General features: G+C 60.1%; 25 protein-coding genes. 11 read left to right on the top strand and 14 right to left on the bottom strand.

Annotated features, from left to right (window positions below; genetic code table 11):
• Positions 1-28: 28 nt before the first annotated feature.
• From F6S08_RS11805 to ptrR, 3 genes are all read right to left on the bottom strand, one after another.
• A complete protein-coding gene (locus F6S08_RS11805) occupies positions 29-1,636 on the bottom strand; it encodes an NAD(P)-dependent oxidoreductase (RefSeq protein WP_315871625.1) in 1,608 nt (535 codons plus the stop codon).
• A 484-nt stretch (positions 1,637-2,120) separates the two neighbouring features.
• Positions 2,121-2,243: a PA1414 family protein gene (locus tag F6S08_RS11800; protein WP_003193089.1), complete on the bottom strand. Its 123-nt coding sequence runs from the start codon at positions 2,241-2,243 to the stop codon at positions 2,121-2,123.
• A gap of 143 nt (positions 2,244-2,386) precedes the next feature.
• Positions 2,387-3,280: a putrescine utilization regulator PtrR gene (gene ptrR, locus F6S08_RS11795; RefSeq protein ID WP_315871624.1), complete on the bottom strand. Its 894-nt coding sequence runs from the start codon at positions 3,278-3,280 to the stop codon at positions 2,387-2,389.
• Between the two features lie 103 nt (positions 3,281-3,383).
• Here ptrR and F6S08_RS11790 point away from each other — a divergent pair, with 103 nt between their 5' ends.
• Positions 3,384-4,592, top strand: coding sequence for an MFS transporter (locus tag F6S08_RS11790; RefSeq protein WP_315871623.1), 1,209 nt, complete (start codon positions 3,384-3,386; stop codon positions 4,590-4,592).
• On the opposite strand, the gene F6S08_RS11785 is transcribed toward F6S08_RS11790, so the two are convergent.
• The 3 genes from F6S08_RS11785 to F6S08_RS11775 form a co-directional block, all read right to left on the bottom strand.
• Complete coding sequence (locus tag F6S08_RS11785) at positions 4,504-5,946, bottom strand: NCS1 family nucleobase:cation symporter-1 (RefSeq protein WP_065924700.1); 1,443 nt, start codon at positions 5,944-5,946, stop codon at positions 4,504-4,506. The two genes, F6S08_RS11790 and F6S08_RS11785, sit on opposite strands and share 89 nt — an antisense overlap.
• Positions 5,947-6,144: 198 nt before the next feature.
• Positions 6,145-6,543: a DUF2177 family protein gene (locus F6S08_RS11780; RefSeq protein WP_315871622.1), complete on the bottom strand. Its 399-nt coding sequence runs from the start codon at positions 6,541-6,543 to the stop codon at positions 6,145-6,147.
• Positions 6,544-6,656: 113 nt separating this feature from the next.
• Positions 6,657-7,493, bottom strand: a complete 837-nt coding sequence (locus F6S08_RS11775; RefSeq protein ID WP_315871621.1) for a S1 RNA-binding domain-containing protein — start codon at positions 7,491-7,493, stop codon at positions 6,657-6,659.
• A gap of 322 nt (positions 7,494-7,815) precedes the next feature.
• Here F6S08_RS11775 and F6S08_RS11770 point away from each other — a divergent pair, with 322 nt between their 5' ends.
• The 3 genes from F6S08_RS11770 to F6S08_RS11760 all read left to right on the top strand — a co-directional run bounded on the left by F6S08_RS11770 (position 7,816) and on the right by F6S08_RS11760 (position 9,858).
• Positions 7,816-7,995, top strand: coding sequence for a hypothetical protein (locus F6S08_RS11770; RefSeq protein ID WP_003193095.1), 180 nt, complete (start codon positions 7,816-7,818; stop codon positions 7,993-7,995).
• Positions 7,996-8,201: 206 nt separating this feature from the next.
• Positions 8,202-8,924, top strand: a complete 723-nt coding sequence (locus F6S08_RS11765; protein ID WP_027603777.1) for a TorF family putative porin — start codon at positions 8,202-8,204, stop codon at positions 8,922-8,924.
• A 67-nt stretch (positions 8,925-8,991) separates the two neighbouring features.
• The gene (locus F6S08_RS11760; protein ID WP_315871620.1) at positions 8,992-9,858 is read left to right on the top strand and encodes a DUF6279 family lipoprotein; all 867 of its coding nucleotides are present in this window, start codon (positions 8,992-8,994) and stop codon (positions 9,856-9,858) included.
• Here the strand turns inward: F6S08_RS11760 and copD are convergent.
• The 5 genes from copD to F6S08_RS11735 form a co-directional block, all read right to left on the bottom strand.
• On the bottom strand, positions 9,855-10,736 hold the full coding sequence (gene copD / locus F6S08_RS11755) for a copper homeostasis membrane protein CopD (RefSeq protein ID WP_315871619.1): 882 nt from the start codon (positions 10,734-10,736) through the stop codon (positions 9,855-9,857). The two genes, F6S08_RS11760 and copD, sit on opposite strands and share 4 nt — an antisense overlap.
• Positions 10,733-11,119: a copper homeostasis periplasmic binding protein CopC gene (gene copC, locus F6S08_RS11750; RefSeq protein ID WP_315871618.1), complete on the bottom strand. Its 387-nt coding sequence runs from the start codon at positions 11,117-11,119 to the stop codon at positions 10,733-10,735. The genes copD and copC overlap by 4 nt, the downstream gene beginning before the upstream one ends.
• 50 nt (positions 11,120-11,169) lie before the next feature.
• Positions 11,170-11,994: a copper resistance protein B gene (locus tag F6S08_RS11745; RefSeq protein ID WP_315871617.1), complete on the bottom strand. Its 825-nt coding sequence runs from the start codon at positions 11,992-11,994 to the stop codon at positions 11,170-11,172.
• 10 nt (positions 11,995-12,004) lie between these two features.
• Entirely contained in the window at positions 12,005-13,720 is a 1,716-nt protein-coding gene (locus F6S08_RS11740; protein WP_315871616.1) for a copper resistance system multicopper oxidase, read from the bottom strand.
• A gap of 130 nt (positions 13,721-13,850) precedes the next feature.
• Positions 13,851-14,240, bottom strand: coding sequence for a hypothetical protein (locus F6S08_RS11735; RefSeq protein ID WP_017134854.1), 390 nt, complete (start codon positions 14,238-14,240; stop codon positions 13,851-13,853).
• Positions 14,241-14,394: 154 nt separating this feature from the next.
• Here F6S08_RS11735 and F6S08_RS11730 point away from each other — a divergent pair, with 154 nt between their 5' ends.
• Positions 14,395-14,670, top strand: coding sequence for a hypothetical protein (locus F6S08_RS11730; protein WP_065940618.1), 276 nt, complete (start codon positions 14,395-14,397; stop codon positions 14,668-14,670).
• Between the two features lie 49 nt (positions 14,671-14,719).
• Here the strand turns inward: F6S08_RS11730 and F6S08_RS11725 are convergent, their stop codons facing one another.
• Positions 14,720-16,066, bottom strand: a complete 1,347-nt coding sequence (locus tag F6S08_RS11725; protein WP_027603770.1) for a DEAD/DEAH box helicase — start codon at positions 16,064-16,066, stop codon at positions 14,720-14,722.
• A 193-nt stretch (positions 16,067-16,259) separates the two neighbouring features.
• Between F6S08_RS11725 and F6S08_RS11720 the strand changes: the two genes are divergently transcribed.
• From F6S08_RS11720 to F6S08_RS11695, 6 genes are all read left to right on the top strand, one after another.
• The gene (locus F6S08_RS11720; RefSeq protein ID WP_065924707.1) at positions 16,260-17,546 is read left to right on the top strand and encodes a mechanosensitive ion channel family protein; all 1,287 of its coding nucleotides are present in this window, start codon (positions 16,260-16,262) and stop codon (positions 17,544-17,546) included.
• A gap of 269 nt (positions 17,547-17,815) precedes the next feature.
• On the top strand, positions 17,816-19,195 hold the full coding sequence (locus F6S08_RS11715) for an iron-containing redox enzyme family protein (protein ID WP_242001066.1): 1,380 nt from the start codon (positions 17,816-17,818) through the stop codon (positions 19,193-19,195).
• A gap of 12 nt (positions 19,196-19,207) precedes the next feature.
• A complete protein-coding gene (locus F6S08_RS11710) occupies positions 19,208-19,522 on the top strand; it encodes a Rieske 2Fe-2S domain-containing protein (protein ID WP_065924709.1) in 315 nt (104 codons plus the stop codon).
• Positions 19,523-19,530: 8 nt separating this feature from the next.
• Entirely contained in the window at positions 19,531-20,712 is a 1,182-nt protein-coding gene (locus F6S08_RS11705; RefSeq protein WP_074847434.1) for an MFS transporter, read from the top strand.
• Positions 20,713-20,715: 3 nt separating this feature from the next.
• Positions 20,716-21,942 (top strand): ATP-grasp domain-containing protein, encoded by a 1,227-nt coding sequence (locus F6S08_RS11700; protein ID WP_315871615.1) that lies wholly within the window; start codon positions 20,716-20,718, stop codon positions 21,940-21,942.
• Between the two features lie 4 nt (positions 21,943-21,946).
• Positions 21,947-22,624, top strand: a complete 678-nt coding sequence (locus F6S08_RS11695) for a phenylalanine--tRNA ligase beta subunit-related protein (protein ID WP_027603764.1) — start codon at positions 21,947-21,949, stop codon at positions 22,622-22,624.
• 28 nt (positions 22,625-22,652) lie between these two features.
• Here F6S08_RS11695 and F6S08_RS11690 read toward each other — a convergent pair whose 3' ends face one another.
• Entirely contained in the window at positions 22,653-23,069 is a 417-nt protein-coding gene (locus F6S08_RS11690; RefSeq protein ID WP_027603763.1) for an Lrp/AsnC family transcriptional regulator, read from the bottom strand.
• A 68-nt stretch (positions 23,070-23,137) separates the two neighbouring features.
• Positions 23,138-24,013, bottom strand: coding sequence for a carboxylate/amino acid/amine transporter (locus F6S08_RS11685; protein WP_027603762.1), 876 nt, complete (start codon positions 24,011-24,013; stop codon positions 23,138-23,140).
• Between the last annotated feature and the right edge of the window lie 53 nt (positions 24,014-24,066).

Raw genomic sequence — 24,066 nt, 5'->3', positions numbered from 1 at the left:
CGACGTCGGATGTCGCGCCCGTTTTTTATCATGAGTACATGGCCGAAACTGCGGGTGCCTTTGCCTGGATGATTTCCTCGACCAAGGAGGCCCACACCAATCCCTGGGTGGTGCCCCCGGCATACGTCCCGCCGGCGGCAATGCGGTTGTAGGCGGAGCAATAAACTATCGACAGTCCATCAGGCTCCTCTCCTTCCATGGCCGTGACGACGATCTGTTCTCTGCTCAGTTCAGCAATGCGGGCCGGACTCAGATGCTGGGGCAGGAACCGAACCCCAGCGCGCCGCAAAAGCGCCTCTATCTCATCCATCAAATGCGCAATGCCCAGATCGTCGCCCGATGCGTCAATCGATGGATTGTCGGCCAGAAACTTTTCAAACAGCTCAATGCCTGCACGGTTGCACTCCACGGCCAGGTACTGGTTTCCAGGCGTCAGATAAGCGTTGTCCAGCGGCTTTGCAGTCGTCTCCGTGGCTGAAAGGTGGCGCATGTTCACCTGCTTATGACTGGCGCCATCGCTCTGCTGATGTCCTCCGTAGACCGAGACCTGATAATTGGCCAGGCGGAACATCACGGCTTGGAGCAGGCCGTTGATGCCTCGACCGATGATCGATACGCGCGGCGCGCCGGCATCTGCCTGTTGCGCGGGGATCATCAATGAGTGGGCAAGTTTGCGCCGGACCAGGCAGCGCAAGGCGGTCAGGCTCAGTTGAATCGAGACGGCATAGTCAAGGTCGCCATGGCAGGCTTCAGTCATTGCCGCCTGGGTTGTCAGGGTCGCCGGTTTGCGCCACTTGGAGACACTGCAGCCGAGTGCCTGCGCGCGCACCCGAAATGCATCCAGTGTCCCAGGCCCGTAGTCCAATACAAGCTGGATAGCTTCAGCCGTTGCCAGGGCCCGCAAAGCGTCATCGCTGAAGACATCCGGCTTGGCGACGCAGACCAGACGAGCCTGTCTGTGCAGGCACTGAATAAGGGCCCGATCAATGCGATGGGTGGACTCATCATTCAGGGATAAACAGATAGCGACGGCACGAGCCCCCTCCAGCACCTCGAACCAGTCCACGCCAAAGGACACTCGGCTGTCGGAATAGGCTCTGCCGAGAGTGTCCGGCCTCTGACCATGTCGATCCAATACCTTGATCCGAACCTCCGGATCTCGATCAAGCAACAACTTGACCAGCTCCCTGCCCACGTTGCCGTATCCCAGCACACAGATGTCGCGCGGCAGGGAGCCATCGGCCAGTGTCAGCCAGCGCGCCATATAGGCGGCGACATGTGGCGCGTTGACCCCCGGCGTATTGACTACGCGGATGTCGTTGGAGCCGCAAAGGTCCAGTCGCACCTTATCCAGGCTCGTACCTCTGCGGATCAAATGGAGGTCGCCAAACGGGTGGGATATGCGCCATTGAGCGATGACGTCTGCATCGATCGCCTGGTCCCCGACAATGATCGCCGATGGACTCAGGAGACCGATCTGAATGAGCAGATCATGCTTGGTCAATGTCGGGGGAAAGAACACCACGTTACTGGGTGCGTGAGCTTTCCAGGCTCTCGACACCGGTGCGAGATGCAGGATATTTCCGGTTATGGCGATGAGTGACGCGGCGACTGGCGGAATGGAAGAGAGCCTCATAGCTGTGTCTCCCACACTTCTGACGGACTGATGCCTCGCAGAGAGCCCTTCAATAAAGGTGGGGCGTTATTGGAGGGCCGTTGAGAAACTCAACCTACGCTCATGGTTTGAATTGAATAAGCCAGCCACTTCTGATGAACGAGTAGCCTGATTCCGACACGTGAAGGTCAGAGGCCTGACTGACCTGCATGGATTCGGACTACTTGCCTGGGTTACCGAGGGATGACAGACGGTTCCTGAAAGCAAACGCTCGCATCCGAACGATTGTTCAGATCACTGGGGCAAGTGAGTGTTATGGCGTGAGGGTTCTATCGCGCAGGCCCAGGGCAAGGGTGACTGGGGCGGCGGGAGGTAGGACTCGCGTTGGAAACGCTGTATGGACGCTGCGACGTGGGATGTCACGCCCGCTGGTTTTGCCTGGCGCAAAATAAACGGTGGGAGCGGGCTTACTCGCCCCCACCTTCAATCCTGCTTCAGCCAGAGATTATCTGCGGCGCGGACGACGCTGCTCGTCATCGGTACGAATCGGCACCGGTTGCAGGGGGGGCTCGATCAAGCCCAATGCAACGCCAAGGTCGTGGAGCCAGTTCTGGATTTTCTCTTTCATGGTTTGCCCCCTTTGAGGGAAATGCTGGTCGGCGCAAGTTCTGTCGCCTTTTCCTACATTGATAGTAGCCCTAAGTCCTACGTATTGCTTGAATGAAACCACAACGAACTGTTACTGAATTGATGCAAATCCTGACGGATCGCTCAAGCAATCGCACGTGCGTCTTGCAGGACCTCGGCCCTGCCCTCTTGCTGCAGGTCGATCCATGCGTTGAGGTTAGCGCCGAGCATACCCTTTCGCCACATCAGCCAGGTCGTCGCAGTGGCAAATTGCCCTGTCAGCGGATGAACGGACACGCTGTCCTTGCCCGGCAGGCTGTCGAGCATGGATTCGGACATCAGCGCCACCCCTGAACCGGCGATGACACAGGCGAGCATGCCTTGATAAGACTCGATCTCAATCGCCCGCCCCATGGCGACGTGCTCGTGGGAAAACCAGGTTTCCAGGCGCGTGCGGTAGGCGCAACTGCGGCGAAAAGTGAACACCGAACGGCCGGCAACATCCTGCGGCCCGCGCACCGGTGGGTGGTCGGCTTCGCATATCAGCACCAGGTGTTCTTCGCACAGGGCCACACCGTCCAGGGAGGCAATCGTGATGGGCCCGTCCACAAATGCGGCGTCCAGGCGACCGGTGATCAACCCTTCGAGCAGTTCACCGCTGGGCGCCGACAGCACCTGGAGGTTCACCATCGGATACGCCTTGTGATAGCGCGCCAGCAGCTTCGGCAAATGCACTGCCGCCGTGCTGTACATGCTGCCCAGCACAAAATTGCCGGCCGGTTGCCCGCCTTGCACGGCGCCATGGGCTTCATCATGCAGCGCCAGCAGACGAGTGCTGTAGTCCAGCAACACCTTGCCCGCCGGAGAAAGCTGCAAGCGCTGGCGTTCGCGCACGAACAATTCCACGCCAAGCTGTTCTTCCATCTGCTTGAGCCGGGTCGACAAGTTCGACGGCACTCGATGCAGGCGCTCGGCAGCACGGGTAATGGAGCCCTCTTCCGCCACCGCCTGGAAGATGCGCAATTGACTGAACTCCATGACTTTCTCCAAAACTGAACAAGTTACTCACTATTATTCATTTTTACAGAAAGTCAATCCACTCTAGCCTGACGGTATTCGCTTACCGGCAGGACACCCGACCATGTCACCCCTTACCCGCTTACTCGCCAGCTTTATCGCCCTGATGATGGCCATGGGCATTGGCCGCTTCGCCCTTACCCCGCAAATGCCCCACTTGCTCAGTGAAGGCCAGATCGACCTGACCGGCGCCGGACTGATCGCAGCGGCCAATTACCTGGGCTACTTCGTAGGCGCGGTGGATTCGATTTTTGCGCGCAGCCATCACCATGTGCGGGGTCGCCTGTATGGCGGGCTCTGGTTGTGCGTGCTGCTGACCCTGGCGTCGTACTGGGCCCAGGGTTTCTGGCCACACATGCTGTTGCGCTTCGGTACCGGCGTTGCAAGTGCCTGGGCATTGGTGATGATCACCAGCCTGAGCCAGCCGCTGGCGATTGCCGCCGGGCGTGCACGCCTGGGCGCCCTGGTGTTCGCCGGGCCGGGGCTGGGGATTGTATTGACCGGGTTGCTGGCGCTGGGCTCCAACCTGTTGGGCCAAAGCTCTGCAACCTTGTGGCTGATCTACGGCGTAGTGGCGCTGGTGATGCTGCTGGCAATCTTGCCCTTCCTCCCACAGCCGTCCGCCGTCACTGCGCCTGTTGCAAGCCGCGCCGACACGGCCAGCAACGGCAGCATTACTCACCTGTGCTGGATCTACGTGTTGTTCGGCCTGGGCTACATCATTCCGGCGACCTTCCTGTCACAGATGGCCAGCGCGCAATTCAAGGGCGCCTGGCAGGCTGATCTGTTCTGGCCCTGCTTTGGTTTGGCCGCGGCGATTGGGGTAGTGGTCGCAAGCCTGCGTCCCAAGGACCCGGACACCACCCGCCGCTGGCTGATGACCACGTTGTGGCTGCAGGCGGCCGGGGTATTCGCCTGCCTGCTGGGCAACGGTTGGGGCCTGGCGCTGGGGGTGTTGCTGTGCGGCGGGTCGTTCCTGGCCTGCATGCAGTTGGTGATGGCGCGCCTGCGGGACGTTGCGCCCCACGGCTATCAGCGCAACACCGGGCTGCTGACCGCCAGCTTTGCCATCGGCCAGTTGAGTGGGCCGTTGCTGGCGTCGGTGAGCAGCCACCTGAGCGGTGGCCTGCAACCGGCGTTGGTGATTGCCGGTGCAGGCCTGTCAGTGGCGGGAGGGGTGTTGGTCAGCCGGCGACCAACGGTGCCGGCGCACGAACCTGCTCACGCCGCGCCAACACCAGGAAAAACAGCCCACCCAGGAAGCAGCCGGTGAACCAGGCAAAGTTAGCCATGCCCTGCAACGCCGGCGTGAAGGTAATCGCAACACCCACCAGTGTCGCAGGCACCAGGGCCTTGACCGCCGTCCAGTTCACACCGCCGTCGAAGTAATAGCGCCCGCTCGGGCTGTCATCGAACAGCGCGTCCACGTCGATCTTCTGCTTTTTGATCAGGTAGAAGTCCACCAGCAGAATCCCGAACAGCGGGCCGATAAAGGCGGCGAGAATATCCAGGGTGTAGTGGATCATCAGCGGGTTATTGAACAGGTTCCACGGGGTGATGAAGATCGACGCCACCGCGGCGATCATGCCACCGGCGCGCCAGCTGATTTTGCTCGGTGCGACGTTAGCGAAGTCGAACGCCGGGGACACGAAGTTGGCAACGATGTTGATGCCGATGGTGGCAGTCACAAATGCAAAAGCGCCCAGCAGCACCGCCATGCTGTTATCAATGCGCGAGACGGTAGCGATCGGGTCATGGAGCATTTCGCCAAACACCGGCAAGGTGCCCGAGACGATCACCACGGTCACCAGGGAAAACGCCAGGAAGTTCACCGGCAAGCCCCAGAAGTTGCCGCGCCGCACGTCCTGCATGCTGCGGCAGTAACGGCTGAAATCACCGAAATTCAGGGTTGGCCCGGAAAAATACGACACCACCAGCGCCGTCGCCACGATCACTTGGCCGAACGCCTGCCAGCCCGACAGGGATTTTTCCGCCAGGGTAAAGCTGATATTTGCCCACCCTGCCTTCCAGACGATCCAGCCGGCCAGGGCAAACATCACCGCATAGACCACCGGCCCCGCCCAATCGATAAAGCGGCGGATGGACTCCATGCCGGCCCAGAACACGGCCGCCTGCAACACCCATAAACTGAGGAAACCAAACCAGCCCAGGTAAGACAGGCCGGCAAAATGCGGCTCTGCAAACACCGCCATCTGTGGGAAAAAGCGCAATACCACAATGATCAGGGCACTCGACGCCAGGTAGGTCTGAATCCCGTACCAGGCCACCGCAATCAGGCCGCGAATGACTGCGGGAATGTTCGCGCCGAACACGCCAAACGCCAGCCGGCAGATCACTGGATAGGGCACGGCGGCCTGCTGGCTGGGCTTGGCCACCAGGTTGGCAATCAATTGCACAATGCAAATGCCTGCCAGCAAGGCAATCAACACCTGCCAACTGGCCAGCCCCAGGGCAAACAGACTGGCGGCGAACACATAGCCGCCCACGCTGTGCACGTCACTCATCCAGAAGGCAAAGATGTTGTACCAGGTCCACTTTTGCGGCAGCGGCCCCAGGTCCTGGTTGTACAGGCGGGGGCTGTAGCCTTTGGGCAATTGTTCGGTCATCGCGGGCTCCTCGTAATACCGGCCTGCGCTTCCGTCACGGGGGTGCATACGGGAGGCGGCATGGTTTGTATACGAGATAGTCAGCAGAATGCGTGCCAATAGAACACAATCCCTCTGCAACGGCGTTCCAACGGGGTACATAGGGGTTTAGTAACGGGGATCGCGCTCAGCAACGGTGCAGATTAATCCTGTACACAATCACCGGTGCACCCGATGTGCACACAAGTACCCGACCGTGCAGCAGGCCGCTGTGAGGAACGTGCCCCAGGCCATGTCCATCACCGCCAACCCGCCGGACCAGCCCTGCAGCGTGGCCCAGTTGCTCAGGTCATAGGTGCCGTAGGCCACCAGGCCCAGCAATGCACCCAGTCGCGCCGCGCGCTGCCAGCTGGCACTGGGCAAGACCACGAACACCACGCAACCGAGGACATACAGGAGATAGAACAGCACGGCGGGCAACAGGCGAGGCTGATCGAGCATCAGCTGGCCCAGCAGGGATTTGTAGGTCGGGCCCATGAGGACGCCAAGCCAGAGGCCGTCGAGGATCAGGAAGGCAAGCAAGGTGCCGAGGTAGGCGAAGACAGACTTCTTGGACATTGATGCAGCCTCTGTAGGAGCGAGCTTGCTCGCGAAAATATTCCAGGCGCATCACGGTGTCGGATGGGCCTTTTTCGCGAGCACGCTCGCTCCTACAGAAGAGCAAACCGCACTCAGCTTAGTTCAATGCGATCCGCGTGAATCACGATCTGGCCCTGCTTGTAGAGTGCACCAATGGCTTTCTTGAAGTTGCCCTTGCTCACGCCAAACAAGTTGCTGATCACCGCCGGGTCGCTCTTGTCGCTGACCGGCAAACTGCCGTTGTTTTCACGCAACTTGGCGAGGATCTTCGAGTTGAGGCTGGACGCCGCTTCCTGGCCGACCGGTTGCAGGCTCAGGCTGATGTTGCCATCGGCGCGGATCTCTTTGATAAAGCCTTTTTCTTCCTTGCCCGGGCGCAGGAACTTGAACACTTCGTTCTTGTGGATCAGGCCCCAGTGCTTGTTGTTGATGATCGCCTTGAAGCCCATCTCGGTGGCTTCGGCGACCAGCAGGTCGACTTCCTGGCCCACGACGTAGTTGGCCGGCGTCTTGTCCAGGTAGCGGTCGAGGCGTGCGGTCGCGGTAATACGCTTGGTGTGTTTGTCGAGGTAGACATGCACCACGCAGTATTCACCGGCGGTCAGCTGACGTTTCTCTTCCGAATACGGCAGCAACAGATCCTTTGGCAACCCCCAGTCGAGGAACACGCCAATGCTGTTGACTTCCACGACTTTCAAACTGGCAAATTCGCCGACTTGAACTTTCGGTTTTTCGGTAGTGGCGATAAGTTTGTCATCGCTGTCCAGATAAATGAAAACGTTAAGCCAGTCTTCATCTTCACTGGGAATATCTTTGGGGATATACCGATTAGGCAAGAGGATTTCGCCATCTTGCGCACCATCGAGGTACAAACCAAAGTTAGTGTGTTTAACCACTTGCAAGCTGTTGTAGCGCCCGACTAAAGCCATTTCCAATACCCTCATTGCGTGGGCGGCATTCTACCCGAGTTGCCCTCGCCGCGCGCGCGCGCCTGAAAAATCGCGGGTTTGCCTGGCGTTCCAGTGGCACCGCCCCGCTCGTCCGATCATTCGGCTGAATTTTGCCACGCCACCGGTGCCGGCTCAGCCCGTGGTTTCGAGTTAAAACAGTAAGTTAGGGGCTAATATCAAAAATAAACTTTGGCTGTTCTCAGCTGCCGCTCTTATTCCCGGGGGATATTTACCAAGCAATTGTCAAGTATTTCCTGTACGATGCCTGGCCAAGTTAATTTTCTACAGGTTAGTGGCCGCCATGCGTGTAAAAGCATCCAACAGCAAAGCAAAGCCAGCTCCCGCCGTTGAAACCAGCGAATCGATCAACAGCCAGATTGCTGCTTTCCTCAAGTCCGGTGGCGAAATCCAGCAAATTGCCAAGGGCGTGAGCGGCCAGACTTTCGGCCCGTCCAAGCAGATCAGCCTGGGTAAAAAGTAATACCGCGCAGCACATCTGGTCCCTAAGCGTCTTGCCTTCAAGGCGCTAGGACTAGAGCCCGAAATACCCTCTCGCGTCACCTTCAGAACGTGCAAATCGACGAACGGGCCTCACCTCCTGGCATTCGCCGGTATGCTTGCACACGTCTAGCACGGGCATCTGCCCTATTTTTCCGTTACTGCTCCTCGCTTTTCATGGAGTGAAGCATGCTTAAACGCTGCATTTTCGTGGCCAGTATCCTGGCGGCCAGCCCTCTCGCCGAAGCGCAGATTTTCCAGCGTGAACTGGGCGACTTCGACCTGAAATTGGGCACCACCCCCAGCCGCAGCATGGCCCAGGGCCTGGTCAAGCCGACCTCGCCGGGCAGTGACTCGTTCCATGGCGGGCTGGACCTGAGCCATGACAGCGGCCTGTACTTCGGCCAGTTTTCGCCGAACATGGGCCTGTCCTCGGCCAGCACTCTCGAAGTCGATTCGTACATGGGGTTCAAGCACCCTTTCGACCAGACCCTGGGCTATGAAGTCGGCCTGATCCACTACAGCTACCCCAAGCTCAGCCCCCTCGACAGCCAGGAGTTCTACGGCGGTCTGAATCTACTCGGCAATCGTTTCGGCGCTTCCTTCAGCAACGACCCGGACCGCCAGGACAGCACGCTGTTCGCCGACCTCGGCGGTACCCAGCCCTTCGGCATCGGCGTCAGCATGAAATACACCACCCATCAGCTGGGCACGCCGGCTTCGGTAGAGGGCGGCACCATCAGCAGCTTCAGCGACTGGTCGGTACAGTTCTCCCGCGCCTGGAAAGGCATCGACCTGGACCTGATCTACAGCGACTCCAGCCTCAGCGGTGGCGATTGTTCGGCCTACTCCGGACACAATTCGCAATGCGATGGCCTGTTGACCCTGAAGGCGGTGCGGTCGTTTTATTGATGGGCTGAACTGTCGCGTGCGCCGCGGGTTCACATGCATTAACTCCCCTCTGCGCAAGGACACGCCCATGTTGCATCGGCTCAAACTGCTGGTGGTATTCCTGACCCTGAGCCTGGTGCTCGCCGGCTGCAACCGCGTGGGCCTGGCCTACCGCAACCTGGACGTGATCATCCCCTGGACCCTCAACGACTACCTGGACATGAACGCCGGGCAGAAGAGCTGGTTCAACGACAAGCTCAAGGACCACCTGGCCTGGCACTGCACCACACAATTGCCGGGTTACCTCGACTGGCTCGACCGCCTGCAAGCAATGGTCGAGAGCAACCAGGTCACCGATGCAGCGCTGCAAACCCGCACGGTTGAGGCCAAGCAGGCGATTGCCGAGGTGGCACGGGAAATCACCCCGTCGGCGATTGAATTGTTACAAGGGCTGGATGACCAGCAGGTCAACGACATGAACGATGCCCTGGCCAAGGACCTGCGCAAACGCCAGGACGAATACCTCAAGCCGCCGCTGGCCAAGCAGATCCAGGACCGCGCCGAGCGTATGAACAAGCGTCTGGATGCGTGGATGGGGCCACTGAGCGATAGCCAGAAGAACCGGGTAATGGCCTGGTCCATCAGCCTGGGCAAGCAAAATGAACAATGGATCGGCAACCGTGCCCACTGGCAGGCACAATTCATCGACGCCGTGCAGCAACGCCACAGCGCCGATTTCCCGCAGAAAATCCAGCAACTGCTGGTGGACCGCGAAAGCCTGTGGACACCGGAGTATCGCGCGGCGTATGCCCAGACCGAAGCCGCCGCGCGTAGCCTGATCGTCGACGTCATGGCCGACAGCAGCGTGCCGCAACGGCTGAAACTCACCCAGAAAATCGACAAGGTCCGCAGTGACTTCCAGGCGCTCAAATGCCTGAAAAGCGCGCAGTCCTAATTGGGCGCCAGGGTGCCCAACCAGGCCACCAGCGCGAGGATCAGCGCCCCTGCCCCCATCTCCAGCACCATGCTGCGCCGTAGCGCAGCCATGGCAGCGACATAATCACCGGTCGCCACGGACCGTTGCAGAAGCGGCGTCAGGTGGAAACGATTGAGCGCCGCCAGCCCCAGCATCAAGCCAAACAGTCCCAGCTTCAGGCACAACAGGATCGCGTAGACACCGCCGGTAAGGCCCTCCAGATTCAGCCCGACCACCAGCAGATAGTTGACCACACCGGTGCCGATCAGCACCGCGACAAATCCCGCTCCCACATGCTCGAACCCCTTCAGCGCCCTTGCCAGCACCCGAACGTGATAAGCATCGTGCAAAGACGTGCGCCTCGACAACAACCCGAACGCCGCCAACGCCCCGACCCAGCCGCCCGCTGCCAACAGATGTGCGCCGTCGCTGAGGATGTGCCACACACCCAGCGTGCCTTCATGCATCACGCCGTGCCCGGTCCACGCCAGCGTCACCAACGCGGCGGCGCCCGACAACGCGGTCAGTGGCAGGCGAGGGCCAAGCGCAGCCACCACCAGCGCCGCCATCCGTAGCCACCACGTCACGCCCAGGTCGGTCTGCCAGAGCATCATGTGCAGATGCGGCCACAGCGTCTGCCAATCCGTTGCGCCACTCATGGCCTGGGTCAGCGTCAACAGCGACGCCATCGACAGCACTATCCCGACGCCAGCCGTCAGCCGCAGCAGGCCCCTCAAATTCAGCAGCACGCGCTCCGGCGCCTTGAGCCCGTAAAGACCAAAGAGCCCCAGGCCAAACAACAGCATCAGGTCAAGATAGAGCGCAAAGCGCAGTGTGACTTGGGTCAATTCGCTCATGGCTGGACGCTGAACACCACGTTACCGGTAATCGGGTGCGTGTCGGATGACACTGCGCGCCAATCGACCCGGTAGGTGCCGGTAGCCAGTGCAGAGGCCGGCTTGATCAGCATCACCCTGGGGTCGGCGCTCGCCGCGACACTGGCCTTGATGGGCATCGGCGAATTAGGCATGCCGGGCATATCGGTCATGGTCAGCCTGGCCCCGGAAAACTGCGTCAGCAGGTTCTCCGAAAAGCGCAGTTCAATGACGGCCGGCGCGGCACCTTGGGCCCCGGCTGGAGGGAGGGAGGACAACAGTTTCGGATGGGCCGAGGCCGGCAGGCTGATCATCAATCCGACCCACAGCGCCCCCCCTGTTAACGCGGTTTTCAACATCGACATGCAAGGCTCCAGGCCGCTCAAGGCGGCGAGTTATAGGAATAAGAAACCGGTTAAAACCAAAGGCGCACACCGACCACCCAGCGCAGCTGGCTGATGTCTTCGCCTTCGTCGCGAGCGTACTGCGCCGTCCGCCCATAGCTGCGGTTCCAACTCACCCCCACGTAAGGCGCCAACTCCCGGCGCACCTCGTAGCGCAAGCGCAGGCCCAGCTCGCTTTCCGACAGGCCTGCGCCCACCCGGCGCTGCGGATCGTTCTGCGCATAAAAATTGAGTTCGGCCGTCGGCTGAAGGATCAGGCGGTTGGTCAGCAGGATGTCGTAGTCCCCTTCCAGACGTGCCGCGGTGTGGCCCGACTCACCCACAAACAGCGTCGCCTCGGCCTCGAAGTCGTAGAGCGCCATGCCCTGCAGGCCGAACGCCGCCCAGGTCTGGCTATCTGCGGGCTTGAAGTCCTGGCGCACGCCGCCAACCAGGTCCCACCAAGGGCTGATGGCGTGCCCCCACAACGCCTGGGCTTCGGCGCTGTCAGTGCGACCGGCGCTGCGCTCGCCTTCGCTACGCAGCCACAGGCGGTCGATGTCACCACCGACCCAACCCTTGATGTCCCAGTTCAGCGCACCACCGCCACCGCCGCCTTGCCATTCCAGCTGATTGACCAGCAGCATTGAGTTGATGCCGCTGTCATGCACCACATGCCCGCCCGGCGCGTTATACACAGCGGCGCGATCCGCGTCGGTGAGCAGCGGGATCGGCGTACGGCTTTCGCTCAACGCCGGAACCGCCGGGCTCATGCCTTGAAACTCCTCGGCCTGCGCCAGCGAGCCGAATGCCCACCCGGCCAGCGCGATACACACAGATAAAACCCGACGGTTCATGCTCGCTTCCTCATTCATGCACGCGCACTTCACGGAACATGCCCATTTCCATGTGGTACAGCAGGTGACAGTGATAGGCCCAACGCCCCAGGGCATCGGCGGTCACCCGGTAACTGCGGCGCGAGCCCGGCGGCATGTCGATGGTGTGCTTGCGAACCTGGAACTGGCCGTTTTCATCCTCAAGGTCGCTCCACAGGCCGTGCAGGTGAATCGGGTGGCTCATCATCGTGTCGTTGACCAGCACCAGCCGGACGCGCTCGCCATAGGTCAGTTGCAAGGGCTCGGCATCGGAGAACTTCACACCATTGAATGACCAGGCGAACTTCTCCATATGCCCGGTGAGGTGCAATTCAAGGGTGCGCGTGGGATCGCGGCCATCGGGATCGTCGAAGGTGCTGTGCAGGTCGGCATAGGTCAGCACTCGCCGACCGTTGTTGCGCAGGCCGATCCCCGGGTCGTCGAGCTTAGGCACCGGGCTCATCGCCTGCATGTCCACCAAAGGGTTGTTCTGCTCGCTGGCCGGGTGGCTCTGCATCGACATCGCGCCCATCGCACTGTGATCCATGCCCGCCATATCCGGCATGTCCGCCATGGCGCCGTGATCCATCCCACCCATGCCCATGTCGTCCATGGTTATCCACGGGCGCGGCTCAAGCGCCGGTACGGGCGCCGTCGCCCCCGCCTGGCGGGCAAGCGTGCCACGAGCATAACCCGTGCGGTCCATGGACTGGGCAAACAGCGTGTAGGCCGTTGCCGTGGGCTCCACCAGCACATCGAAGGTTTCGGCGACCGCAATGCGGAACTCATCGACGCTGACCGGCTTGACCGGCTGGCCATCGGCGGCGATGACGGTCATCTTCAGCCCCGGGATGCGCACATCGAAATAGGTCATCGCCGAACCGTTGATAAAGCGCAGGCGAATTTTCTCCCCGGCCTCAAATACCCCGGTCCAGTTGAGGCCGGGGGGCTGGCCGTTGAGCAGGTAGGTGTAGGTCTGGCCGCTGACGTCCGCAAGGTCGGTAGGGTTCATCTTCATCTGCGCCCACATCAGCCGGTCGCTGACGGTGGCCGACCAGCCCTGCTTGCCCACATCCCGTGCGAAATCGCCCGCGGTGGGCTTATGCCGGTTGTAGTAATCGGACTGCTTCTTGAGGGTCTTCATCAGGGCAACGGGATCTTCGTCGGTCCAGTCCGAGAGCATCACCACGTAGTCGCGCTGGCAGGTGAAGGGCTCGGGCTCCAACGGCTCGATGACCAGCGGGCCGTACACCCCCTGCTGCTCCTGGAACCCGGAATGGCTGTGGTACCAGTAAGTGCCGTGCTGTCTGACCTTGAACTGATAGACAAACACGCCACCCGGCTCGATGCCCTTGAAACTCAGGCCGGGCACGCCGTCCATGGTCGACGGCAACACGATGCCGTGCCAGTGGATCGACGTCGGCTCGCTGAGGCGGTTGTGCACGCGCAGGGTCACGGTGTCGCCCTCACGCCAGCGCAGCAACGGGCCGGGCAGGCTGCCATTGATGGTCAACGCGGTGCGCTGTTGACCCGTGAGATTGACCGGCGTCTGGTCGATAAACAGAGCGAATTCGCTGCCCGCCAGCACGGTGGGCTCGCCCGCACTTGTCAGCGCCCATACCGGCGTGCGCCATAGCCCGAGCCCGCCGAGCAGGCCGCCGGCGGCCAGGCCTTTGACGAAGGTTCGTCTGGAGGTAGTAGAGTGCATGCCGATTCAAGTCCGTCAGTTGAATGGCAGCAGATTAGGGGGCGCCGGCTGTCAGCAACCTTAGCGGCAGATTACCGATCCGACAGTTTCGGCGTGCCCGGCACCGCCTGGGTGCCGGGGCATGGAGGGGTCAGGCGATCTGCGCTTTGGAGGCCACTTCTGCAAAGGTCGCCGGGTCCAACGCATCGGCCTGCTCATCCAGCACCTGGCGCGGATGATCATTGCCCGGGATGGAGCTGTCGATCAGCGCCAACAGCTGCGCGCCCAGGGCGGTCAGAATGAAATTCTCTCCGTTACCGCCTTCTTCCTCAGGCCGCGACTCGATAAACCCACGCTTGAACAACAGCGCTTCATAGTCCGCGGCGGTCTTTTTCAGCGCATCCAGGTTACCGGTGGACTCGCCCGCCGTGGCCTTCTCGGCCGCTTCCTGCTCGGCGTATTTGCGCGGGGCAAAACTGCCCTCGCCGTTCTGCACTTCATGCAGCAGACGTTCGATCAGATCCCAGTTGTAAGTCGTCATCCTGATTCCTCCTGCAGGCCTAAGGAAAGTAGCCCGTCTGTAGGAGTGACCCTATGGGGCTGTGGCCGTTCATACCAACCGACGGGCGTCATTTCTCTGAACTTTCCAGACGTTCGCCCCCTCAACTGAGCATCACCGCCAAGGAGGTCCGACCATGAAAACCCTGATGAACCTGGCCATCGCCGCCACGTTGCTCACCGCCCTGCCCGCCTGGGCCTGCACCCCGGAAGAGGCCACGGCCAAGCGCGAGCAACTGGCCCAGGAAGTGGCCAAACTCACCGAGCAGAACCCGACCAAGGCCAAGGAGATGAACGACGAGCTGCAGAAGATGGACCTGGATACTGAAAGCGCGGAGTTTCCCGACAAGTGCCAGTTGATCGACGCCCGCCTCAAGGAATTGAAAGAAGCGGCGGCCAAAGCGAAAAACTGAGGCCATAAAAAAACCGGACAACGTCCGGTTTTTTCACATCCCTCACGCCTTACTCGGCAGCGGGTGCTTCTGGCTTGCGACGCTTGAGCGGCGCCATGCCATCCTTGCTGACCAGCGACAGGTTGTCGGTCTTCGGCCGGTTGGCGATCTTGCGCTTGGTCGGCGACTTGGCACCGGCCTTTTTCTTCTCGCCCTTGGCGTCGGTCTTTTTCTTCTTCACGCCAACGGCCTTGCCCGATGCCTTGACCTTCTTCGGCCCGGTGTAGGTGCCTTTGACTTCCTTGATGGTGCGGCGCTCGAACGACTGCTTGAGGTAGCGCTCGATGCTTGACATCAGGTTCCAGTCGCCGTGGCAGATCAGCGAGATCGCCAGGCCATCGTTGCCAGCACGCCCGGTACGGCCGATACGGTGCACGTATTCGTCGCCGCTGCGGGGCATGTCGAAGTTGATGACCATGTCCAGGCCGTCCACGTCCAGGCCGCGCGCGGCGACGTCGGTGGCGACCAGGATCTTCACACCGCCGGCCTTGAGACGGTCGATCGCCAGTTTGCGGTCCTTTTGGTCTTTCTCGCCGTGCAGCACGAACGCCTTGTAGTCCTGGGCTACCAGGCGGCCGTAGATGCGGTCGGCGGCAGCGCGGGTGTTGGTGAACACGATGGCCTTCTGATAGGTCTCGTTGGCCAGCAACCAGTTGAGGATCTGTTCCTTGTGCACGTTGTGGTCAGCGGTGACGATCTGCTGGCGCGTGGTGGCGTTCAGGTCGCTGACGTTGTTGACCTGCAGGTGCTCAGGGTTGTTCAGGACCTTGGCGACCATCTCGCGCAGGGTCGAACCACCGGTGGTGGCGGAGAACAGCATGGTCTGCTGGCGGTTCACGCATTCAGCCACCAGGCGCTGCACGTCGTCGGCAAAGCCCATGTCGAGCATGCGGTCGGCTTCGTCGAGCACCAGCACCTCGACTTCCTTGAGGTCAAGGTTACCGGCGTTGAGTTGCTCGATCATGCGGCCCGGCGTGCCGATCAGGATGTCCGGCACCTTGCGCAGCATGGCGGCCTGGACCTTGAAGTCTTCGCCACCGGTGATCAGGCCGGACTTGATGAAGGTGAACTGCGAAAAGCGCTCGACTTCCTTCAAGGTCTGCTGGGCCAGCTCGCGGGTCGGCAGCAGGATCAGGGTCTTGATGCTGACGCGGACCTTGGCCGGGCCGATCAGGCGATTAAGAATCGGCAGCACGAAAGCGGCGGTCTTGCCACTCCCGGTTTGAGCCGTCACCCGCAGGTCACGCCCTTCGAGCGCGAGCGGGATGGCCGCTGCCTGCACAGGCGTAGGCTCGACAAATTTAAGCTCGGCCACGGCTTTGAGCAGGCGTTCGTGCAGGGCGAATTGGGAAAACACGGGTGCTACCTCGAAGAAATACAAAAAATCAGCTGCATAGGGTACCGGTTTCGGGCGTCCAAACCGAGTGTCTTTACGCGAACGGCGCTAATCAGTTGCTTTTTTGTCAGAGCATTTGTCCACGGCATCAACTTTGTTGCACTTAAATGCTCTAATCGCGCCGTCTTGTCTTACAGAAGAATCGGTTTCATCCATGGATATCAAACAGCTCTGGCTCAACGTCCAAGACCTCTGGGGCACCCTCGACGAACACCCGCTGCTGCATGCCAGCCTCGGTTTCCTGGTGTTGCTGGTGGTGGCCCTGCTGCTCGGACGTGTGGCGCGTTACCTCATCCTCCACGCCGTCAAATTGCTTGGCCGGCAACCGGCGCTGCACTGGCTCAACGACCTGCGGCACAACAAAGTCTTCCACCGCCTGGCGCAGATGACGCCGTCGCTGGTGATCCAGTTCGGCCTGTACTTGGTGCCGGACCTGAGCAAGACCGCCATCCTGTTCATCGGCAATGTGGCCCTGGCCCTGACCATCCTGTTCCTGATGCTGGCCATGAGCGCCCTGCTCAACGCCCTGCTGGACATCTATGCGCGCACCGAACACGCGCGTACCCGCTCGATCAAGGGCTACGTGCAGTTGGCGAAGATGGTGCTGTACGTGTTTGGCGCGATCATCATCGTCGCGACCCTGATTGACCGTTCGCCACTGTTGCTGCTGTCGGGCCTGGGTGCGATGTCGGCGGTGATCCTGTTGGTCTACAAGGACACGCTGTTGTCATTCGTCGCCAGCGTGCAATTGACCAGCAACGACATGCTGCGCGTCGGCGACTGGATCGAAATGCCCCAGGTCGGCGCCGATGGCGATGTGGTGGACATCACCCTGCACACGGTCAAGGTGCAGAACTTCGACAAGACCATCGTCTCCATCCCGACCTGGCGCCTGATGTCGGAATCGTTCAAGAACTGGCGCGGCATGCAGGCCTCGGGTGGGCGACGCATCAAGCGCAGCCTGTTTATCGATGCCAGCGGCGTGCGCTTTTTGCGTGACGATGAAGAAGTGCGCATGACCCAGGTGCACCTGCTCACCGACTACATCGGGCGCAAGCAGGCCGAACTCAAGGCCTGGAACGAAGCCCAGGGCCACAGCGCGCAACTGTCGGCGAACCGCCGGCGCATGACCAACCTCGGCACCTTCCGCGCGTATGCCCTGGCCTACCTCAAAAGCCATCCGGATATCCAGCCGAACATGACCTGCATGGTGCGCCAGATGCAAACCACCGCCGAGGGCGTGCCGCTGGAGATCTACTGCTTTACCCGCACCACCGTGTGGGCCGATTACGAGCGGATCCAGGGGGATATTTTCGACTACCTGCTGGCCGTGTTGCCGGAGTTCGGATTAAACCTGTACCAGCAACCCAGCGGCACCGACTTGCGCACCGGGATACTGGCCCTGGCAGGCACTGCCCGAACCTTGGAAACCCCGGCGTAGTGACAACGATATCGACGAGGGGCTGGCAAGCGCCTCGTCGCTATATATGACGATGGGCGCAACCGTATTCATCTAAACACGACCGATAAAAGCCAGCGTCTATGTATAGCCGCTGCTGCCGATTATTCAACGGGCCCACTCCATAAAGAAAATTTCTCCTACGCCTTTAGTGAATTTCACTACTTGCGCGCACTATTTCTAATCTGTTTTAAAAAAAATCCACGCCTTAGCATCTGGCCATCAAACAACGCCAGCAAAAGGCCCCCCTCATGTTATGGACAACTCAGCTTTCCGATAATGCAGCAGACTTTGTATTAAGTTCGAATGCCGAAGCATTGACCCACTATTGTGGTGCTGGCGCCTTTGCTCAACCCCACGATTTTTATACCCAAAACCCCTACCAGCGCCCTTCGCGGCCGCAGGACGTAACCGATTCAATCATCACCACCTGCCTGACCAGCGACCAGCTTTCAAACAGCCAGCATCTATTGGCACAGCGGTTGTTATTGAATATCTACGAACAAGACCTGGTCTTCTTGCCCAAGCCGCCATTGGAACTGGACTTCAAGGCGTTCAAGCGTTTCTATGATCCGCAGCACGCGGCCAGTGGCAAAAAGATCCGCCCGTTGCTGGAACACTACTTGTACAACTGGCTCAAGGAAGAAGTACATATCAATGGCCCTTGGTGCCTGGACTCTTTTATCGCCCACACCGATAAAGTATTGGATGACGTCGCCCGATCCGAGTCCAAACTCCATGAAGTGCTGACCACCAGCCGCCATCCCGAGCGAGCCGCCAGGTTTTTCATGACGCAATGTGCGGGAGACTTCCTCAGTGAAGCATCGGCCATGGCCCGCAACGTACTGGGCAACAGCGGTGTGTACACCAGCGAATTGTTCAAGATCCTGATCGACGAGTATGGCTACGGCGTCGACAAAAAGAAGCACAGCACCATTTTTGAAGACATGCTCCAGGACATGGGCATGTCCCATCATGTGCACCACTACTGGCAGTTCTATACGCCGGCGTCGCTGTCGCTCACCAACTACTTCCACTACGTATCGGCCAACCATGGCGAGCTTTTCCGCTATATCGGCGCCATGTACTACACCGAAGCTACATTGGCGCTGACCACCAAGCACCAGTCACGCGCGATCAAGACCATCTTTAACGGCAGCGTCTCCACGGGCTATTTCGATGAGCATGCCCACATCGATGTGCACCACGGAAGAATGGCCCTCCAGCGCCTGATCATTCCCATGATCAAGCAGTTCGGCCCCCAGATCATCCCCGACCTTATTCGCGGCTTTGAAGAGTTCAGGCTGCTTCAGGACATCGCCGACGAAGAGTTGTATGCCCATATCAACTGGCATGACGCGTTCGATGAGCATCGCGCACAGGCAGCGGCGCTCCAGGGCCACAAACCCGTGGACCTGAGGATTACCGAGACCGAACACGAGCTGTCGGTGCTGCATACCCACCCGAATGACGAACTGTTCTGGGTCGAATCAGGCGAGCTGGAGTTCGTCGCCAGCCCCGAACTGACGGTGCGCCTCAAGGCCGGCGAAGGCGTGGTAATTCCCAAGGGAATGCTGCACGGCACCCGCATCACCAGCCCGTCCTGCACGTACACCGTCACCGCCATCTGAGTAGGCAACCCAATGAAAGCCATCAGCCTGAATATCACCCACGCCAACTATGTGGCCGTGGGGGAAAGAACCTACTTTCTCAAGCGTCATGCGTATTCGACGCAATTGCTGCCCACCGCATGCCCCCATCGTGGCGGCCCGCTGCACATGGGCGAAGTGACAGGCGACGGCCAAAGCGTGATCTGTCCCTGGCACGACAACGCCTACAAGGTCTGCAACCTGGAAAAAAAAGCACTGCCCACGGTGCGCGTCAGGAACCAGATCAGCACCGTCGTCGGCGACACCGAGCGCTGTGTGCCGCTGCTTAAAATCTCCCGCTACAACTGATGAAGCCCATGAATACTAAATCGACATTGACCGCGTTCTATTCAATCGTGACCCTGTTCACCGGCCTCGACATGGCGATTGTCATCGCGATGGTCTGGTTCGGCCTGGAGACCACCGGTTCAACATTCCTGGTCGGCGCCACCTTGTGCGTGGCGACCGTGGTGCCCTATTTGTGCGAACAGTACATCGGCAAGTTCTTTACCATTGAGCTCAGCCTGAAACGACTGCTGTACATTCGCCTGGCGGCCTTCGCCGCAGTACTGGGGCTGTCGTTTACCCAGGCCGCCTTGCTGCCGATCGGCTTCCTGGCCATCGCGTTCGTGGTGGGCGTCACCGACTACTTCACCATCAGCACCCTGGAATCGAAAAATACCAAGCTGGTGCTGGCCGGCCTCACCGACAGCGATACCTGCGCGCGGTTGATGCAAACCTCCATCCAGATCGGTGCTTTCGGCGGTGCGCTGCTGGGCGGGTTGATCGTGGATGTGTTCTCGGTCAACCAGACACTGCAGATCATCAGCCTGGCGGCGATCCTCTCGCTCGCGGCCATCCTCCTGGTGGCCGACAACCCCAACGAACACACCGCCGAACAGGCCACAGGGCCCTCCACTGCGCGGCCGCTGGACCTGCCGCGCAACCTCTACATTCTGATCATCGTGTTGAGCATGATCGGCTTCCATATCGGCGCGTTCAACAGCCTGGTGCCCATCGTTTTTCAAAAGCTCAATGAGTGGAATGCCACCCTGTTCGGCGTCGCCAGTGGCCTGGCCGGCCTGGGCGCCTTCAGCGCCGCCGTGTTGCCGCGCATCAAGCTCAACAGCTATGGGGCCATCTCGCTGGTGATACTGGCGGACGTGGCAATCGTCTACTTCCAGAACCTCTACGTGATGATGGCTGCGGCCTTCCTGCTGGGTTTTTGCATCAACAGCCTGCGGATCCAGCTGCGTAAAACCCTGATCGAGTCGGCGCCCAACGCCCGGGTAGCCGATGTGATCGCGGCCAAGAGTTCGCTCTACTACCTGCTGGTCAGTGGCTCGGCACCGATGATCCTGACGTTCTTCACCACCTCGGGATTTCTCGGACTCGAAGGCGCCCGCCTGTTGATGATCGTCTCCGCCGGCCTGTTGGCCACCGCCGTACTGGCGTGGAACCTGACCCCGGCCGCCGCGCCCACCGCCACCACGGAATAAGGAATGCACGACGTGAAAACCGTACTGATCGTTGACCCGTTCTCCACGGGCAAACTCTACGCGCCCTTGCTCAACGCACAGGGCATACGGTGCATCGCCGTGATCTCCACACGCGCCTTGCCTGAACACTTCACCAACGACCTGATCACAGAGAACTTCCATGAGGTGTATGCCTGGGAAGAGAGCCTGTTGATTACCCTGGAAGCCTTGTCACCGAGCGCCGTGATCGCCGGTTGCGAAACCGCGATCTACCTCACGGACTACCTGACGGAGCTGCTCGACATCCCGGGCAATAGCCGTATCACCAGCGACCTGCGACGCAACAAGTTCTCCATGCAGCAGGCGCTGAAAAAATACCAGTTGGCCCACATCGATTCGCACTTGCTGAGCTCACCGAGCCGCATCGGCGAAGTGCTGGCCAAACTCGACGAGGCGGCCACCTATGTGGTCAAGCCGCTGAACTCGGCCGCCACCGAAGGCGTGGTGTTTGCCCAAGGCAAGCGCGAAGTGGAGACCGCCTTGAAAAACGCGGCCTGGCAGCAGAAAAACGACCTGGGCGAAGTCAACCTCGGTTTTATCGTGCAGTCGTTCATAGCGGGACCGGAGTACGTGGTGGATATGGTCGCCTTTGACGGCACCTACGTCGTTGCCAGCGTCTGCAAGTACACCAAGATCCAGAAGAACGGCAGCATGTTTGTCTACGAAAGCCTCGACACCCTCGACCCGCGGGCTGAAGAACTGCAACCGCTGACCGATTACGCGCGCCAGGCGGCAGCGGCCCTGGGCGTGCGGGTCGGGCCGATTCATATGGAAATCATCTGGTCAGAGGCCGGGCCGGTGATGATCGAGGCCGGCGGTCGCTTGCACGGCGGCATCGCGCCCCTGCTGTTCCAGCAGGTGTATCACCCCGACTTGCTGTCACTGTCGATCGACAGCTACCTCGGCCACCCACGCCCCGAGGCCGATGCGGTGAGCCAGATCAGCCATGGCCGGATCGGTTTCTTCTGTTCCGATGAACGCCATGCCTTCGCTCCTCCCTCACCCCAGGCCATACAAAGCGCCCAGGCGGACGAGGCCTATTGCGGGCACCGTTATTTCATCAGCGCCGGCGAAACCACGCCGGTCACGATCGACTTCGCCACCTGTCCAGGGCTGTTCTGGCTGCAAAGCCCTTCGGCGCAGCAACTGGACACCAGTACCGCCAACCTGCGAAAAAAACTGTGGGGCTAAGGTTATGAAAAGTCGTTTGATCATCAGAAAGTCAGCCTGTGAGCTGGGCATCAATAATGCGTGCGCCGCCGTGATCGAAGACATCACCGTGTCGGATGACCAGAGCTTCGTCGGGGTACTGCAAAGTAACCTGAACCACGTGGCCTCGCGCCTTAACGAGCTGGACTCGAACGTCGTGTACGAGGGGTTTGCCAAACAGCTCAAGAAACTCGGCTACGAAAATACCGTGAGCGCCAACGAAAAGCTGCTGCGCCGCTTCATCGCCAAAGGCGTGTACCCCATCAACAACATCGTCGACGCCTATAACGCGGTCGCGATCCGACATGGGGTCAGCATCGGCGTGCACACCTATCATCAGAAGGATGACATCTACGTGATGCGGTCGGAAAAGCCGAGGGTGCTACGCCCCCTGTTCGCCAAGAAGGCCATCACGATTCCCGTCGGCGATATCGTCTATACCTGCGGTGATGTGCCGTTGGCGAGCATCGGCAAGGTGGATGCCGATGCCCATGACTTCCGGCTGACAAAAGACTCGTCGAGGTTGTTGGTGGTGATCCTGGGGCACGACGACACATCGTTCCAGTTCAACCAGGCGGTCATCGAAGAACTCGTGGACACCCTGCGTCAGAAAATGCCGAACCTGAGCCATCATTTTCTTGAAACCGTGCGCGATCACGCCTGAAGCCAGCACATGAAGGGCTGGCCGGCGCCTAGCGCCAGGCCTTCAGCACCGGGTTGACCACCACTTCCTTCACATGCTCGATCTTCAGCAGGCTGTCCTTGAAGACCATCAGCTCTTCAAAGCTCCTGTACCGAACGTCGAGCATCATGTCCACGTCGCCAAACAGTGAATAGGCATGCACCACCTGGCTGAACTGCTGGATCTTCGGAAACACCAGATGGCAGTTGCTGCCATTGAGCGTCAGCATCAAGAACGCCGCTTGCAGGGTCTCATCGCCCTCGGCGACGTTGATGGTGAAGCCCAGGATGATGCCTTTCTCAATCAGCTTTTGAACACGCGACTCCACTGCGGTTCGAGACTTATGAACTTGCCGCGCCAATTGCGCCAGGCTGACTCGGGAGTCATCCTTCAAGGCTGCAATGATCAGTTCATCAATCTTGTCCACTCTGCCGCCCCCACACCGTTCTTTTCGATAGCAGACTTTCATTGCCGCTCACGCTTGCCTTCGACCGATCACGTCGCAGACTGTACGCCAGGCGCGGGCTTTACGCCCAATCGACTTATCCACACCGCCCCCAGGATCACCAGGCCACCCAAGGCCAGGCGACCCAACGGCTCGTGCTGGTTCCAGATCAGCAGGTTCAGCAACAATCCTACCGGCACATGCAGGTTGTTCATCACCGCCAGGGTTCCGCCATGCACCAGGCAGGCGCCTTTGTTCCACCAATAAATGCCAAGGGCAGTGCTGACCAGCCCGAGGAACAGCAAGACACCCCATTGCAGCGGCGCTTGCGGCAGGAAATCGGCCTTGCCGAACAACAGGAACGCCGGCAACACCACCAGCAACGCACCGAGGTAGAAATAACCGAAACGCCGGTAGTGCGGCAGGTCACTCGGGTAGCGTGCCACCAGGTGCTTGTACATCACTTGCCCGGCGGCGTAGGTGAAGTTAGCCAGTTGCAGCAGCAGGAAGCCCATCAGGAAGTGCGGGGTGATCTGGTCGAAGCGAATCACCGCCGCCCCCGCCACTGCCACCAGGGCAGCAACCAGTGCCCACGGGTTGAAGCGCCGGTTGAGCGCATCCTCGATCAGGGTCACGTGTAACGGCGTGAGAATGGTGAACAGCAGCACCTCCGGCACCGTGAGCACACGAAAGCTCAGGTACAGGCACACATAGGTCACGCCAAACTGCAGCGCGCCGATCACCAGCAGGCCGCGCATAAAGGCAGGTTCGACCGAGCGCCAGCGGGTCAGCGGGATAAAGACCAGCCCAGCCAGCACGACACGCACCAGCACCGCGAAGTAGCTGTCGACGTGACCGGCGAGGTATTCGCCGATCAAGCTGAAGGAAAATGCCTGAATCAGGGTGACAACCAGTAGATAGCCCATGTGCGCCTCGCATCGAATGGGCGGGACATTAAAGGTTTTCGGCGATTGAAGAA

This window comes from Pseudomonas sp. JV449, from assembly GCF_032424295.1.
Lineage (GTDB): Bacteria > Pseudomonadota > Gammaproteobacteria > Pseudomonadales > Pseudomonadaceae > Aquipseudomonas > Aquipseudomonas marginalis.
The sequence above is the reverse complement of the archived record's forward strand: the minus strand, read 5'-3'. Positions and strand labels throughout refer to the sequence as shown.

Bases quoted from the DNA above. Each gene is read 5' to 3' on its own strand.
- F6S08_RS11780 (WP_315871622.1), bottom strand. From the start codon at position 6,543: ATGTCCAAGAAGTCTGTCTTCGCCTACCTCGGCACCTTGCTTGCCTTC.
- F6S08_RS11695 (WP_027603764.1), top strand. From the start codon at position 21,947: ATGAAAAGTCGTTTGATCATCAGAAAGTCAGCCTGTGAGCTGGGCATC.
- copC (WP_315871618.1), bottom strand. From the start codon at position 11,119: ATGTCGATGTTGAAAACCGCGTTAACAGGGGGGGCGCTGTGGGTCGGA.
- F6S08_RS11775 (WP_315871621.1), bottom strand. From the start codon at position 7,493: ATGGCTTTAGTCGGGCGCTACAACAGCTTGCAAGTGGTTAAACACACT.
- F6S08_RS11745 (WP_315871617.1), bottom strand. From the start codon at position 11,994: ATGAACCGTCGGGTTTTATCTGTGTGTATCGCGCTGGCCGGGTGGGCA.
- F6S08_RS11705 (WP_074847434.1), top strand. From the start codon at position 19,531: ATGAATACTAAATCGACATTGACCGCGTTCTATTCAATCGTGACCCTG.
- F6S08_RS11735 (WP_017134854.1), bottom strand. From the start codon at position 14,240: ATGACGACTTACAACTGGGATCTGATCGAACGTCTGCTGCATGAAGTG.
- F6S08_RS11785 (WP_065924700.1), bottom strand. From the start codon at position 5,946: ATGACCGAACAATTGCCCAAAGGCTACAGCCCCCGCCTGTACAACCAG.
- F6S08_RS11760 (WP_315871620.1), top strand. From the start codon at position 8,992: ATGTTGCATCGGCTCAAACTGCTGGTGGTATTCCTGACCCTGAGCCTG.
- F6S08_RS11765 (WP_027603777.1), top strand. From the start codon at position 8,202: ATGCTTAAACGCTGCATTTTCGTGGCCAGTATCCTGGCGGCCAGCCCT.
- F6S08_RS11710 (WP_065924709.1), top strand. From the start codon at position 19,208: ATGAAAGCCATCAGCCTGAATATCACCCACGCCAACTATGTGGCCGTG.
- F6S08_RS11805 (WP_315871625.1), bottom strand. From the start codon at position 1,636: ATGAGGCTCTCTTCCATTCCGCCAGTCGCCGCGTCACTCATCGCCATA.
- F6S08_RS11715 (WP_242001066.1), top strand. From the start codon at position 17,816: ATGTTATGGACAACTCAGCTTTCCGATAATGCAGCAGACTTTGTATTA.
- F6S08_RS11800 (WP_003193089.1), bottom strand. From the start codon at position 2,243: ATGAAAGAGAAAATCCAGAACTGGCTCCACGACCTTGGCGTTGCATTG.
- F6S08_RS11730 (WP_065940618.1), top strand. From the start codon at position 14,395: ATGAAAACCCTGATGAACCTGGCCATCGCCGCCACGTTGCTCACCGCC.
- F6S08_RS11770 (WP_003193095.1), top strand. From the start codon at position 7,816: ATGCGTGTAAAAGCATCCAACAGCAAAGCAAAGCCAGCTCCCGCCGTT.
- ptrR (WP_315871624.1), bottom strand. From the start codon at position 3,280: ATGGAGTTCAGTCAATTGCGCATCTTCCAGGCGGTGGCGGAAGAGGGC.
- F6S08_RS11685 (WP_027603762.1), bottom strand. From the start codon at position 24,013: ATGGGCTATCTACTGGTTGTCACCCTGATTCAGGCATTTTCCTTCAGC.
- F6S08_RS11740 (WP_315871616.1), bottom strand. From the start codon at position 13,720: ATGCACTCTACTACCTCCAGACGAACCTTCGTCAAAGGCCTGGCCGCC.
- copD (WP_315871619.1), bottom strand. From the start codon at position 10,736: ATGAGCGAATTGACCCAAGTCACACTGCGCTTTGCGCTCTATCTTGAC.
- F6S08_RS11700 (WP_315871615.1), top strand. From the start codon at position 20,716: ATGCACGACGTGAAAACCGTACTGATCGTTGACCCGTTCTCCACGGGC.
- F6S08_RS11720 (WP_065924707.1), top strand. From the start codon at position 16,260: ATGGATATCAAACAGCTCTGGCTCAACGTCCAAGACCTCTGGGGCACC.
- F6S08_RS11790 (WP_315871623.1), top strand. From the start codon at position 3,384: ATGTCACCCCTTACCCGCTTACTCGCCAGCTTTATCGCCCTGATGATG.